This is a genomic window from Rhodobacteraceae bacterium M382, assembly GCA_025141015.1.
Taxonomy (GTDB): Bacteria; Pseudomonadota; Alphaproteobacteria; order Rhodobacterales; family Rhodobacteraceae; genus Aliisedimentitalea; species Aliisedimentitalea scapharcae.
This window is the reverse complement of sequence record CP081098.1, coordinates 463,075-475,606: the sequence shown is the minus strand read 5'-3', so window position 1 is coordinate 475,606 and position 12,532 is coordinate 463,075. Positions and strand designations below refer to the sequence as shown.

Sequence of the window (12,532 nt, the reverse complement as noted above, 5' to 3'; positions counted from 1 at the left end):
TATGTTTTTATCCTCCTGCTTCTTACGCTTGTGTGTCTCTTGTTGATCAAGACCCACCTGAAAACGCGCCGCCTCGCGAAACAGGCTGAAATCGCAGTGCCCCAGGCCGGGCAGATCATGCCGGTCAGCGAAGGGGCCATTCACTTTGTCGAACTGGGGGATCCAAACGCCCCGCCGCTGGTGCTGATCCATGGGCTCTCCGGGCAATTGCAGCATTTCACCTATGCCATGGCACAGGATCTGGCACGGGATTTCCGCGTCATTGTCCCTGACCGGCCCGGCTGTGGCTATTCCCGGCGCGACAGAGATGACTTGGCCGATCCCTCTGCTCAGGCGCGGATGCTGTGGCAATTTTTGGACGCTGTGGTGGTGACGCGCCCGATTGTGGTTGGCCACTCGTTGGGGGGCGCAGTTGCGCTTGCCATGGCGCTGGATCGCCCCGGCCAGATCAAGGCGTTGGGATTGATCGCCCCCCTGACACACCCCACACCGGACGCGCCCGACAGCTTCAAGGGACTGCGGGTCCACAGCCCCTGGCTGCGCCGTTTCCTGGGCCACACCCTGGCCGTACCGATGGCCGAACGCACTGCGGAAACGGTTCTTGAACAGGTTTTTACCCCTGATCCATGTCCCTCGGATTTCCTCACCGACGCCGGGGCGGCCTTGGGTCTGCGGCCCCAGGCGTATATCTCCGCCTCCGCAGATCTGGTTGCCGCAGAAACCGCCATGCCCGAGCAATGCACCGCCTATGCCCATGCAGCCCTGCCGCCCGGTGCCGTGCTCTTTGGCGACAAGGACGCCGTTCTGAATTACCAGGCACAGGGAACAATCATGGAAAACTACGGGTTTTCCGTGGAAATCCTGCCGGACCGGGGCCACATGTTGCCCATCACCATGGCGGACACATGCAACAGCTTTGTCCGCGACGTCGCCACCCTGGCCAGATAATCCGCCCGCCCGCCGACGCATCGCCCACCGGCACCCCCGTCGATCACGGGTCGATCACGGGTCGCCCCCGGACCGCGTCCCAATGGCGGGCCAGGCCAAACCGGAACGTCCGGGCCTCGGCCTGCGGGCTAATCACCCCCGTAACGGCAGCTTGCCGCCTTGGGCAAGCCATCCCAACGGGTGCTATCCAACCGTCAATATGTCCTGAATTTCACTGATGCGGGCTTTGGCCGTCAAACGGTCCGGGCAATCAGGAAAGCGAGCCCCAATCAAGGCATCCATCTGGGCCAAGGCCGTTTCCCGGTCAATCCCACCATCATGGAGCCCGCAGCGCATCCACAGCCCGTCTATCATCACCGAGATAGCCAAGGCTGTTTCATCTGCGTTTTCCCGGTCCGTCACCTGCACAAGCGCATGCGTCAGATTCGATTTCATCCGGCTGTGCAGAGCCGTCTGAATTCTCTGATAGCTCGGCTGATAGGGCACTTCGGCCAACAGGCATAACCACGCATGCGCGATTTTTGGATTATAATACTGCCGGGAGAAATTTCCCTCGATCACGGAATAGATCCGTTCCCAGGGTGAGTTTGATCGAATCAGCAACGCTTTGACGCCGCGCGCGAGATCCGCATTTCCGAACCGCAGCGCCATTTCCAACAAACGGGTCTTGCTCCCGAAATAGTGGAGAACATTCGTTTTGGAAACGCCAGCATGGTTGGCGACCTTTTCCACTGTCGTCCCAGAAAGTCCAACCTCGCTAAGAACTTCAAAGGCAGCCTTGGAGTATTCTTCGGTTCTCAATCGCCACAGCTTCTTCCGCTTCATCGCCCCCTCCATCGAGTTGGCGGGAGTAAATATTTTGTTGACTCGGGTGTCAATGTGTACCAGTCAATCTATTTATAGACCAGTAAGTCTATAAATTTCTGGGAGGAACCAATGAAATCAACACTGCTTGCAACTGTCGTAGGGTTTTCCGTTTTGACCGCGGGACTCGCCAATGCGTCCTGTCAAACAGTCCGAATGGCTGAACCCGGCTGGACCGATTTGGCGCTGACCACAGGCGTGGCGTCGGTGCTTCTCCAAGGTTTGGGGTACACGCCAGAGACAAATGTTCTCGGGACCACGGTGATCTATGAATCGATGATCAACAAAGATCTCGATGTCTTTCTGGGGTACTGGGACCCGGCGATGACCATCTACTTTGCCCCCTATGTCCAGGGCCAAGAGATCGAGACAGTTCATCAAAATCTTCAGGACGCCAAATTCACTTTTGCGGTCCCGAAATACGTTCACGACGCAGGCATTACAGATTTTTCAGACCTTGCATCCCAGGCTGAGAAATTCGGCAACACATTCTATGGCATCGAACCCGGCGGAAATGGCCAGATGCTGGAAGTCGTTGAAACGAACGCCTTTGGGTTGGGGGATTGGAAAGTCGTCGAAAGCTCTGAACAAGGCATGCTGGCACAGGTGCGACGCGCAATCTCCAGAGAAGAATGGGTTGTATTCCTGGGCTGGGCACCGCACCCGATGAACGTCGAATTCGACATCGAATACCTGACCGGCGGCGATGACTATTTTGGGCCCAACTTTGGCGCGGCGACTGTGAATACTCAGGTTCGGGCCGGGTATATGCAGGACTGTCCAAATGTCGGCCAACTCCTCCGCCAGCTTGAATTCACCGTTCAACTGGAAAGCGAAGGGATGGGATACATCATCAATGACGGCGAAGACCCTGATGACGCCGCGCAACGACTGATCACCAAATATCCTGACCTGCTGGTCGGCTGGTTGGACAACGTGAAAACCGCGGATGGTGCTCCCGGATTGCCCGCCGTGCGATCGCATCTGGGACTCGAGTGATGGGCATGACCAGCCAAGCATTGCCTGCCGGGTCGCCCTGGCACCAACCGCTCGACCTGTATCACCACGAGGTCGGTGACCCCACCGCCCGCCCGACAGTTCTGCTTGTCGGGTTGGGTATGCAGGCCATCGAATGGCCCCCCGCCTTTATCAACTCGCTCGTCCAGACCCGGCGCGTCATCTGCATCGACACCCGTGACGCAGGCAAATCTCCGCGCTGTGGACCAGACAGCGAACCGTCTGTGGCGGATGTCTGGCTAAAGGGCGATCTGCCAAACGCGCTCAGGATGGCACCTTACTCGCTCTTCGATATGCGCGATGATGTTCTGGCCCTGCTGGACAGGCTGAAAATCGACGGGTTCGATCTGGTCGGATTTTCGATGGGCGGCATGATCGGCCAACTGGTAGCGGCCGCAGGCGGATCACGGGTGGGCAAATTCGTCCAGCTTGGCAGCAACGACGGCACCACCGAAGTCGACGGAACCAGGGAGGCCATGCGTCGGATGGCACGGCTGTTCTGCGTGCCTGATGATCCGGGCAAAACACAGGATTATCTGCTGGACGACGCATTGGCCTATGGGGCCGGACGCCTGCAAGACACGCCCGATCTTCGTGCCGACATCAAAGAAATTGTCACACGCGGATACGCATTCGGGGGATCTGCCCGCCATGCGCTGGCGGTTCAGACGACGCCGCACCGGCAACATCTGTTGCAAACAATCGTCGCCCGGACACTGGTTCTGCACGGGGGCCGGGATCCTTGTATTTCCGCCAAACGGGGACGCGGTGCCGCCGCCGTCATCCCGAATGCGCAATTCAAACTGCTGCCCATGGTTGGCCACATACTGGACGACGACATGTGTGCCCTGGCCGCCCACTGGTTGCAATCGGACCCAGAAGGATCTCAAACAATGGGAGAGCAACATGGAATGGCTTGAACTGCACAAGATCCCCGTCGGTCAGTGGGCTAAACATCTGGTCGATTGGCTCACCACCAACATGGCCTGGTTTTTCGACGGGTTGTCGGGTGGCATTGGGGGGATCGTGGATGCCACGCTCTGGGTGTTGCAACTCCCCCATCCCTTTGTGCTGATCGGGTTGGTTTCGGCGTTGGCCTGGTATTTGCATCGGTCTCTGGCTTTGACCGCCTTTACCGGCCTGGGCCTGCTGTTGATCATCAATCAGGGGTATTGGATCGAAACGACGGAAACGCTGTCGCTGGTTCTCGCGGCCACGACCATGTCGATGTTGGTCGGCGTTCCGATTGGCATTCTGGCCGCGGGGCGACCTTGGGTGTATCGCGTTCTCCAGCCCATATTGGACCTCATGCAGACGATCCCGACATTCGTCTATCTCATTCCGGCGCTGGTGCTTTTTGGTCTGGGGGCTGTTCCCGCGCTTATCGCCACAGTGGTGTTCGCAGTTCCGGCACCCATTCGCCTGACGTATTTGGGCATTTCCTCAACACCCCCCGCGCTGGTCGAAACCGCCGACGCCTTTGGTGCCACCAAAGCGGCGGTATTGTGGAAGGTCAAACTCCCCTGGGCCCTGCCACAGATTCTGGCGGGGCTCACCCAGACAATCATGCTGTCCCTGTCGATGGTGGTCATCGCGGCCTTGGTCGGTGCCAGCGGCCTGGGCGTTCCAACTCTGCGCGCCCTCAATCAGGTCAATGTCGCCAAAGGGTTCGAGGTCGGCATCGCAATTGTCATTATCGCCATCATTCTGGATCGGCTGCTGAAAGTGGAAAGAAGCTGACATGACCGACACCGTGATCAAATTCCAAAATGCCAGCATCGTCTTTGGCGACTCCCCCCGATCCGCTCTGCCCATGATGCAGGATGGCAAATCCCGCGAAGAGATACGGGCAGAGACCGGACAAATCCTTGGCGTTCATGATTGCTCCCTCGATGTGCGCGAAGGTGAAATCGTTGTCCTCATGGGGCTCTCGGGGTCTGGCAAATCCACCTTGCTTCGGGCCTCAAACCGTCTGAACAAACTGGTGGAAGGCACTGTTCATCTGCGACGGAACCAACAGCTTGTTGACCTGTCCTCGGTGTCTTCCCGAGAGCTGCGCGAAATCCGCTGCCATGATGTTTCCATGGTGTTCCAACACTTCGGTCTGCTCCCCTGGCGCACGGTATTGGACAACGTCGCCTTTGGGCTCGAACTTGCCGGTGTGCCTCGGGAACAGCGCATCCCCAGGGCCATGAACCAGTTGGAAAAAGTGCATCTTTCGCAATGGGCGAATATGGCAATTTCAGAATTGTCAGGCGGTATGCAACAGCGGGTGGGCCTGGCCCGCGCCTTTACCACAGACGCACCGCTTTTGCTGATGGACGAACCGTTTTCCGCGCTGGACCCTCTGATCCGCAACGAACTTCAGGACGAACTGCTTCAATTGCAATCCGAACTGAACAGGACCATCCTGTTTGTCAGCCATGACCTGGACGAAGCCATCAAGCTGGGGAACCGGATTGCGATCATGCAAGGCGGGCGTATCGTGCAGATTGGGACACCGCAGGAAATCGTGCTGCAACCGGCCACGGACTATGTGAAAAACTTTGTGGCGCATATGAATCCGATCAACGTTTTGCACGCAGCCGAAATCATGCAACCCATCCAGGGCGAAATACCTGCCGACGCGCGGATATATTGCGCTGACACCACGGTCAAAGACCTCATGCGCGCCCAATTGAATGACTCTGGCGAATACTTTGTGTCCAACGGCCGCGACATTGTTGGAAAACTGGACCATTCCGACATCCTGAAGGCCCTGCTCAGAGATTAGGGTCAGCCCCCCATCGGGGCGGCTGTTGCGGGGACCTGCAACAGCCCTCGGCCTTCAACCCACATCCTGCGGCCCACAGCCCATCGCACCGCAAACCGACGGTCCAAACGGAGCGGGGGCGATGATGCCGAATTTGGCGGTGCCGATCTATGATTTGTGCCCTTTCGCAAAATCGACGAACGCCCTGACGCGGGATGGCATGTTGCGCTTGGTCAGATAGTTCAGCGAAAATCTCGGCAGAGCCTCGGTTCGTCCGTTCAGAACCTGAACCAGACTGCCATCCCGCAAAAAACTCTCGACAGAATTTGCAAAGATATAGGTTAACCCCAGGCCCGCCCTGGCTCCTTCCAGGATGGATGTCACGTCATTTGCAACCATCCGGGGGCGCGGCATGACCGAAAACGGGCCGTCCTTGCCGGTAAACACCCACGGGGCCAAATCGTCGGCACCCGCAAAGGCGAAACAGACCCCGTTATGCCCAGCCACATCAGCCGGAACCTCCAGAGGCGGAGATTTGGCCAGATAGTCAGGCGATGCCACAATCATCATGTCCTGAACGGGACCAACTGCGATGGCATGTGTGTCCGGATCAAGCAGGGTTTCAGCCCGAATTGCGGCATCGACCCCGCTGGTCACGAGATCGACCTTTTTTTCGTCATAGATCAATTCAATCGTCACCGCCGGATGTTCTTTGGCAAAACCCGTGATCAGGGCATCCAAAAACAACTGGCCCGCGCCGATTGGCGCGGTCAGCCGAAGCGTACCCGACAGGCCTTCGTTCAGGTCATGCACATCATTCAACGCTGTTTCCAGGTCGTTGATCGCTGGCAGACTGCGGCGATACAGCAGTTCACCCGCCTTGGTCAGGGCAATCGCCCGTGTTGACCGCTCGATCAGGCGCACGCCCAGACGATCTTCGAACCGCTGCACCGCTTCACTCACCGATCCCGCCCCCAGTTTCAGTTTGTCGGCAGCCGCGCGAAAGCCATTCTCCCGAGCGACCGCAACGAAGATCGACACATCGTTCAATTCGTTGCGTTTCATTGTTCAATATTCCTAACAATCTGATCTGAAGGGTCGTCTTATTCAAACAGATAACCCAGCCTATCTTGTGTCGCAACGGAAACCACACGCGCCGCCATGAACCATGCCGGCGCAAGACAAACCAAAAGGATAGACCCAATGAGCACGATGAAAATCTGGGACCTGCACATGACATACAATGGCCCCATGACCCAAGAGTTCGCCGAAGGCACAAAACAGTTGGCACACAGCATTGCGCAGGACCCTGGCGTGATCTGGAAGATCTGGACCATCGATCAAAACAGCGGTGATTTCGGCTCGACCTATCTGTTCAGGGATCTCGCCGCCCTGGACACCTACAAGGCGATGCATGTGAAACGGCTGGCGGCAATCGGCGTCACCGTAACGTCGGATCATGTGTTCGACATCATGGAAGACCTCAGCGCAATCACCAATGCCCCACTGGGAGACGCGGCCTGACCCCAGCGTGATCCAGCCCCTACCGTCGCCCTGGCCGGGCGCTGGCTCACGTCGCTCATGGCCCCGCAACACCGACAAGGATCCCTCAGATGACCACCCGAACCTTCCTGACCGTTCACAGCACGATCTATGCAGTCTTTGCCTTTGCGCTGTTTTTCCTGCCCGGCTTTCTATGGCCCAACTACGGCGTGGAACTGAATGACCGCTACGCCTGGTTCCTGTCCCAGCACAACAGCATTTTCCTTGGCGGCATTGCCATTCTGGGGTTTCTGCTGCGGGATGTGACCGACGTTGCAACCGCCAAAAAACTGCTGACCGGACTGGCGGCGACCAACGCGCTTGGATTTGGCGTGACGCTTTATGCCGCCCTGACTGGTGTCTTCACCGGCTTCGGCTGGTCGGATCCGGCCTTCTTTGCGCTGCTTGCGGTGATGAGCGTCCTGCAACTCAAGAATCTGGATCACGCCGGATAACCGCACCCGGGGCGCGGAGCCCTCCGCTCCGTGCCGCCTTGCGCTTGGTGTCCGACAACCACCCCCACTGAATTTGCACCGAATGAGAGCGTGGCGTTGTCCAAAAGCGGTTGGTCGCGCAGCAATCACCCCGGCCCCAGAATCCCTACGACCCCACTGCAACCACAGCGCAACCACAGCGCAAACACAGTGCAGGCCACAGGAAAGGTTACAGCAAAGGTTACGGGATGGCTCGGCTCCCCGCTCAGGGATGCGAATCCGCACACCAAAACAGTTGTTGATCTTCAATGATTTGGGGAAAACCAATGGCGGACCGAGGAGGATTCGAACCCCCGACCCCCTGATTCGTAGTCAGGTACTCTATCCAGCTGAGCTATCGGTCCGCGTTGGTGAGGCGGTGTTTAGACTTAGCACAAACACGGCGCAACCCCTAAAACAAATTAAATTGCACCATCGCCACGTGGCAAGCAGATTTCAAAGATTGTCCCCTCTGGCCCGGTCTGTTTCAGCGCCACACTGCCGCCATGTCCGCGGATCAATTCCGCAGCAATGGCCAATCCCAAACCCGTGCCGCCCTTGCGAACGCCGCCCTGGAACGGCGTAAACAGATTCTCTTTGGCCTTGGGCGGCAAACCCGGCCCGGTATCGGCAATTTCGATCCACCAGGCCTGATCCTCTTCGCGCAGGCTGATGGTCACCTGCCCCGGCTTTCCGGTTGCCTCTATGGCCTGACGGGCATTGCGCACGAGATTCATGATCACCCGGAACAATTGCTCCCCATCGCCCCGCACGACCACCGGCGCTGGTATCGTATTGAGAATACGGACCTTGGCCTCTCCCGCCGCCAGCAGTTCGCTTTCAGCGATGTCATCAACGATCTGCCCCAGATGCACCATGCCCAGCGTCGGGGCCGGTTCTTCGGCCCGACCAAAGGCCAGCGTGCCTTCGCACAGCGACACGGCGCGGGTGATGGAATTCACCAACTTGGGCGCAAGACGGCGCACCAATGGATCCTCGCTGGTTTCAATGCGGTCGGTGAACAATTGCGCCGACGTCAGAATATTGCGCAAATCATGGCTGACCTTGGCCACCGCCCCGCCCAACTGGGCCAGGCGTTCCCGCTGTTTCAACGCATGGGTCAGTTCGGTCTGCAATTGCAACAACGCCTCTTCGGCTTCGCGCAATTCGGTCACGCCCGCATTCGGGGTAATGATACCCCGTGCATCCTCGGGCGCAGCAGCATAACGCTGCATGTACCCCACGACCCCCTTGATCGGTTTGACCAGAAACATGCGCACGGCAATGAACAGCAACACCGCCGTAAAGACCGAGATCACCGCCGACAACGCCAGAATGCGCACCCCGTATTCGATCATGGCCGCCCGCAACGGTGCCGTTTCCATGGTTATTTCGATCAACAACCCGGCATCGCGCACCGGTTCGCCCATCACCCGGATGACCTGATTTTCCCGATCCCACAGCCGCACCATCGCGTCACCGATCAGCGACACCGCGCTGGAGGTGCGCAGATCAAAGGTTTCGGAAATCGGATTCGGGATCGGTGACGACAACATCAGCTGGCGCACTTCGTCCCGCCGCAACACCACATTGAAAACCCCGGCGTTTTCCAACAGCTCGGCTTCCAGTTCGGTCGCCAACATGTCATCCGCCAGCAACGCGAGCGATGCAATCTGGGCCCGCTCCAGCCGACTCAACAGGAAATCTTCACGGAAACGGGCAATCGACGGGACAAAGATCAACACTTCGGCCAACATCACGAAAACCGTGGTCAGGATCAGAAAACGTCCGGAAAGCGAATTCAGCGTGTCCCCCTTTCCCGATCAGGGCAGCCAGCGTTGGACCAGCCCAACAACTCGTTTGACCAATGGGTTATCAAACAATCTGGGAGAGAAATAGGCCCCGGCGGCACGTTTGTTCACCTCGCCAATTGTGGGGTAAGGCGAAACCATCGCCGCGACTTGGCCCATTTTCAGCTTGTTGGCCAACACCAGCGACCACAGATTGATCAGTTCGCCCGCCTGATGGCCGACAATCGACGCGCCCACAGGCCGCCCCTTGACCACCATCACCTTGATGAACCCTTTGGTTTTGCGCTCGGCAATGGCGCGGTCGTTGTGATGATAATCAAACCGCACCACCTCCAACCTGGCCCCGTGTTTTTGGCGCGCCTCGGCTTCGCTCAGGCCGACATGGGCCAGTTCCGGGTCGGTATAGGTGGCCCAGGGGATGTGATGGGTGCTGGCCTTGGCAGGCAGACCGAACAGGATCGACCGAATGATCACCCCGGCCTGATAGCCCGCCACATGGGTAAACTGCAGCCCCCCTGCAACATCGCCAATGGCATAGACTTTCTTGTTTGTGGTGCGCAGCCCCGCATCCACCTGAATGCCGGTTCGCGTGGGTTCGATCCCCGCAGCGGCCAGGTTCAACCGGTCCGTGTTGGCCTTGCGCCCGATCGCCAACAACAGATGCGACCCGGCAAATTCCCGCCCATCGCTGGTCTCGATGCGGATATCGCCCGCCGACCCGGCAATCGACGCCGCCATCGCGCTTTCGACGATCTGCACCCCTTCATCGCGCAGCGACCCGATCACCACCTCGGCCAGTTCGGGGTCGTCCTTGCCCAGCGCCCTGGCCGCTTCGATCACCGTGACCTTGCAGCCCAGCCGGACATGCGCCTGCGCCATTTCCATGCCGATGGGGCCTCCCCCGATGATCAACAGGTGATCGGGTTTGTCGCGCAGATCAAAAATGGTTTCGTTGGTGTCAAACGGAACGCTGTCCAATCCCGGAATCGGCGGCACCAACGGCGACGATCCAGTGGCGATCACCACCCGGCGCGCGGTGATGACATTCTCTCCGGCCTGGACCTCGGTCGGGGAAATAAACTGGCCATATTCGCGGATCACCCGCACTCCGAACCCTTCGAATCGCTCCTGGCTGTCGACCGGGGCGATGGTGTCGATCACGTTGCGCACGTGATCCTTGGCCGCCGCGTAATCCACCTGTGGCACCTGATCCGCAACGCCAAAGGCGCTGGCATGTGCCTGGGTGTGGGCCACTTTGGCGCTGGCCAATAACGCCTTGGACGGGACACAGCCAAAGTTCAGGCAATCGCCGCCCATTTCGTGCCCTTCGAGCAGCACGACATCGGCCCCCATCTGGCTGGCACCCGCCGCGACAGACAACCCACCGGATCCGGCTCCGATCACCAGAAGATCACATTTGATTCGTGTCATGTTGTCAGATCTCTTTCCGGCCACGCAGGGACTTGATGACAATGGGCAAGGCCGCCAGGACGCACAATCCCAGAATCGGACCGATCACATGGGGTTCCCACAACAACGACAGATCCGGCGATTCGCCACGATCGAACACTTCGCCCAGACCGACACCGATCCAGGTAAACACGATCCCGCCGGGAACAATCCCCAACGCGGTGGTCCACAGGAAGTTGCCGAATTTCACCCCGACCAACGCGGGCAACAGGTTGGCGACAAAAAACGGCACCGCAGGCACCAGACGCAACAGGAACAGCACTTCGATCTCATTGTCGCGCAATCCGGTCTTCAGTTTCTGCAACGTCCCCTCAGAGGCCTCGAGCTTGGCCGTCAGCGATTGCCCCAACCCCCAGCGCGCCGCCAAAAAGATCGCCGCCGCTCCGATGGTCGCGGCGACCACGTTAAAGACCGTCCCGGCCACCAAACCGAACAGAAACCCGCCGGTGACCGATGCCACCGCCGCTCCGGGCAGCGAAAACGCCACAATCACCACATAGGCGAGCATAAACAACGCAACCAGGCCGACAAAATTCTGATCGCGGTAAGCCAACAACGCCTCGCGATTGTCGCGCAGCGTGTCAAAGCTCAGATAATCGCGCAGGGTCAACGCGCCAATGATGGCCACAACCGCCACCAGAATCAGCGGCAGATGCCGGGAAAACCCGCGTTTGGAAGGTGGGGCAACGTCTGTCATTGATGGTCTGTCCTTTTGCATGGCTCATTGCTACGTCTAAATGGCGTCCGCTTCGAGACATCACAGCCCATGTTCACGTCCCCTTGAACTCGGCCTCTGTTTTTGTGAGAAACAAACCGCCTGATGCCCCGTTTGAAACAATCCGGGCGGAAAAACGGGGCCCCGATCAGGGTTTGCGACATAAATGTTGCAATAGAGGGCGAAAACCCGGGTCACGGGGTTTGACTTGTCCGGGAAACCCTTCTAAGCACCGGGCTTCGAGATAGACCCCGGGAGGCGATTCCACGCCACGCCCGATGATTATTGGAGACCGGAGCGATGAAACGCACCTTTCAGCCTTCGAACCTGGTTCGCAAACGCCGCCACGGCTTCCGTTCGCGGATGGCCACAAAAGCTGGCCGCAAGATCCTGAACGCACGCCGCGCCCGCGGCCGCAAGTCGCTGAGCGCCTAAAGCTCACCCGACAGGTTCTGTAAGAGACATGATACCGCCGGAGGCCCCTGCAGATGGCAACACCGCCACCGGGGAGATGCCCCCGGCGGTATCTGTTTGCGCATCCCCATTGCCCGGCTTGACCGTAATGGTCAAGCGCCGGGATTTTCTGGCTGCCGCACGCGCGCGCCGTCAGGGCACCCAGGGGATGATGGTCCAGGCGCGCAATCGCCGGGACGATGACGCGACGATTCGGGTCGGATTCACCTGTTCGAAAAAAGTCGGCAACGCCGTGGCCCGCAACCGCGCCAAACGCCGCCTGCGCGAAATCGCCCGGATGGTCCTGCCCGAATTGGGCCGGCCGGGATGGGATTATGTCCTGATCGGACGCCGAGACGAGACCGGCACCCGCGATTTCACCGCGCTCGAGTCCGATTTCCGCCATGCCCTGCGCAAGCTGCACGCCCCCAAAACAGCGCCCGACAAATAACCCGATGGGCTCCCGCCCGGACTGGGCCGGATCACA

General features: G+C 59.0%; 14 protein-coding genes and 1 tRNA gene. 9 read left to right on the top strand and 6 right to left on the bottom strand.

Features of this window, described 5'->3' with window-relative positions; translation table 11 throughout:
* Positions 1-9: 9 nt before the first annotated feature.
* The gene (locus tag K3727_02085) at positions 10-948 is read left to right on the top strand and encodes an alpha/beta hydrolase (protein UWQ93238.1); all 939 of its coding nucleotides are present in this window, start codon (positions 10-12) and stop codon (positions 946-948) included.
* 183 nt (positions 949-1,131) lie between these two features.
* Here the strand turns inward: K3727_02085 and betI are convergent, their stop codons facing one another.
* Positions 1,132-1,773, bottom strand: coding sequence for a transcriptional regulator BetI (gene betI / locus K3727_02080; protein UWQ91626.1), 642 nt, complete (start codon positions 1,771-1,773; stop codon positions 1,132-1,134).
* 111 nt (positions 1,774-1,884) lie between these two features.
* On the opposite strand from betI, the gene choX reads away from it, so the two are divergent.
* Genes choX through choV form a run of 4 tightly spaced genes read left to right on the top strand, consistent with a single transcriptional unit; the run spans position 1,885 to position 5,602 of the window.
* Complete coding sequence (gene choX / locus K3727_02075) at positions 1,885-2,811, top strand: choline ABC transporter substrate-binding protein (GenBank protein UWQ91625.1); 927 nt, start codon at positions 1,885-1,887, stop codon at positions 2,809-2,811.
* 5 nt (positions 2,812-2,816) lie between these two features.
* Complete coding sequence (locus K3727_02070) at positions 2,817-3,749, top strand: alpha/beta hydrolase (protein ID UWQ91624.1); 933 nt, start codon at positions 2,817-2,819, stop codon at positions 3,747-3,749.
* Entirely contained in the window at positions 3,736-4,569 is an 834-nt protein-coding gene (gene choW / locus K3727_02065) for a choline ABC transporter permease subunit (protein ID UWQ91623.1), read from the top strand. The genes K3727_02070 and choW overlap by 14 nt, the downstream gene beginning before the upstream one ends.
* 1 nt (position 4,570) lies before the next feature.
* Positions 4,571-5,602, top strand: a complete 1,032-nt coding sequence (gene choV, locus K3727_02060; GenBank protein ID UWQ91622.1) for a choline ABC transporter ATP-binding protein — start codon at positions 4,571-4,573, stop codon at positions 5,600-5,602.
* Between the two features lie 147 nt (positions 5,603-5,749).
* On the opposite strand, the gene K3727_02055 is transcribed toward choV, so the two are convergent.
* Positions 5,750-6,646, bottom strand: a complete 897-nt coding sequence (locus K3727_02055) for a LysR family transcriptional regulator (protein UWQ91621.1) — start codon at positions 6,644-6,646, stop codon at positions 5,750-5,752.
* 138 nt (positions 6,647-6,784) lie between these two features.
* On the opposite strand from K3727_02055, the gene K3727_02050 reads away from it, so the two are divergent.
* Positions 6,785-7,105: a monooxygenase gene (locus K3727_02050; GenBank protein UWQ91620.1), complete on the top strand. Its 321-nt coding sequence runs from the start codon at positions 6,785-6,787 to the stop codon at positions 7,103-7,105.
* An 89-nt stretch (positions 7,106-7,194) separates the two neighbouring features.
* Positions 7,195-7,578 (top strand): hypothetical protein, encoded by a 384-nt coding sequence (locus tag K3727_02045; protein ID UWQ91619.1) that lies wholly within the window; start codon positions 7,195-7,197, stop codon positions 7,576-7,578.
* Between the two features lie 306 nt (positions 7,579-7,884).
* Here K3727_02045 and K3727_02040 read toward each other — a convergent pair.
* From K3727_02040 to K3727_02025, 4 genes are all read right to left on the bottom strand, one after another.
* A tRNA-Arg gene (locus K3727_02040) sits at positions 7,885-7,961 on the bottom strand.
* A gap of 57 nt (positions 7,962-8,018) precedes the next feature.
* A complete protein-coding gene (locus K3727_02035; GenBank protein ID UWQ91618.1) occupies positions 8,019-9,353 on the bottom strand; it encodes a HAMP domain-containing histidine kinase in 1,335 nt (444 codons plus the stop codon).
* Between the two features lie 66 nt (positions 9,354-9,419).
* Complete coding sequence (locus K3727_02030) at positions 9,420-10,838, bottom strand: FAD-dependent oxidoreductase (protein ID UWQ91617.1); 1,419 nt, start codon at positions 10,836-10,838, stop codon at positions 9,420-9,422.
* Positions 10,839-10,842: 4 nt separating this feature from the next.
* Entirely contained in the window at positions 10,843-11,574 is a 732-nt protein-coding gene (locus tag K3727_02025; protein ID UWQ91616.1) for a TVP38/TMEM64 family protein, read from the bottom strand.
* Positions 11,575-11,892: 318 nt separating this feature from the next.
* Between K3727_02025 and rpmH the strand changes: the two genes are divergently transcribed.
* Complete coding sequence (gene rpmH, locus K3727_02020) at positions 11,893-12,027, top strand: 50S ribosomal protein L34 (GenBank protein ID UWQ91615.1); 135 nt, start codon at positions 11,893-11,895, stop codon at positions 12,025-12,027.
* 28 nt (positions 12,028-12,055) lie between these two features.
* Entirely contained in the window at positions 12,056-12,496 is a 441-nt protein-coding gene (gene rnpA, locus K3727_02015) for a ribonuclease P protein component (protein UWQ91614.1), read from the top strand.
* The last annotated feature ends 36 nt before the right edge of the window (positions 12,497-12,532 follow it).

What these genes read in the sequence shown, in the direction of transcription:
- betI (UWQ91626.1), bottom strand. Translation starts at nt 1,773, where the DNA reads ATGAAGCGGAAGAAGCTGTGGCGATTGAGAACCGAAGAATACTCCAAG.
- choX (UWQ91625.1), top strand. Translation starts at nt 1,885, where the DNA reads ATGAAATCAACACTGCTTGCAACTGTCGTAGGGTTTTCCGTTTTGACC.
- K3727_02070 (UWQ91624.1), top strand. Translation starts at nt 2,817, where the DNA reads ATGACCAGCCAAGCATTGCCTGCCGGGTCGCCCTGGCACCAACCGCTC.
- choW (UWQ91623.1), top strand. Translation starts at nt 3,736, where the DNA reads ATGGAATGGCTTGAACTGCACAAGATCCCCGTCGGTCAGTGGGCTAAA.
- choV (UWQ91622.1), top strand. Translation starts at nt 4,571, where the DNA reads ATGACCGACACCGTGATCAAATTCCAAAATGCCAGCATCGTCTTTGGC.
- K3727_02055 (UWQ91621.1), bottom strand. Translation starts at nt 6,646, where the DNA reads ATGAAACGCAACGAATTGAACGATGTGTCGATCTTCGTTGCGGTCGCT.
- K3727_02050 (UWQ91620.1), top strand. Translation starts at nt 6,785, where the DNA reads ATGAGCACGATGAAAATCTGGGACCTGCACATGACATACAATGGCCCC.
- K3727_02045 (UWQ91619.1), top strand. Translation starts at nt 7,195, where the DNA reads ATGACCACCCGAACCTTCCTGACCGTTCACAGCACGATCTATGCAGTC.
- K3727_02035 (UWQ91618.1), bottom strand. Translation starts at nt 9,353, where the DNA reads ATGTTGGCCGAAGTGTTGATCTTTGTCCCGTCGATTGCCCGTTTCCGT.
- K3727_02030 (UWQ91617.1), bottom strand. Translation starts at nt 10,838, where the DNA reads ATGACACGAATCAAATGTGATCTTCTGGTGATCGGAGCCGGATCCGGT.
- K3727_02025 (UWQ91616.1), bottom strand. Translation starts at nt 11,574, where the DNA reads ATGACAGACGTTGCCCCACCTTCCAAACGCGGGTTTTCCCGGCATCTG.
- rpmH (UWQ91615.1), top strand. Translation starts at nt 11,893, where the DNA reads ATGAAACGCACCTTTCAGCCTTCGAACCTGGTTCGCAAACGCCGCCAC.
- rnpA (UWQ91614.1), top strand. Translation starts at nt 12,056, where the DNA reads ATGATACCGCCGGAGGCCCCTGCAGATGGCAACACCGCCACCGGGGAG.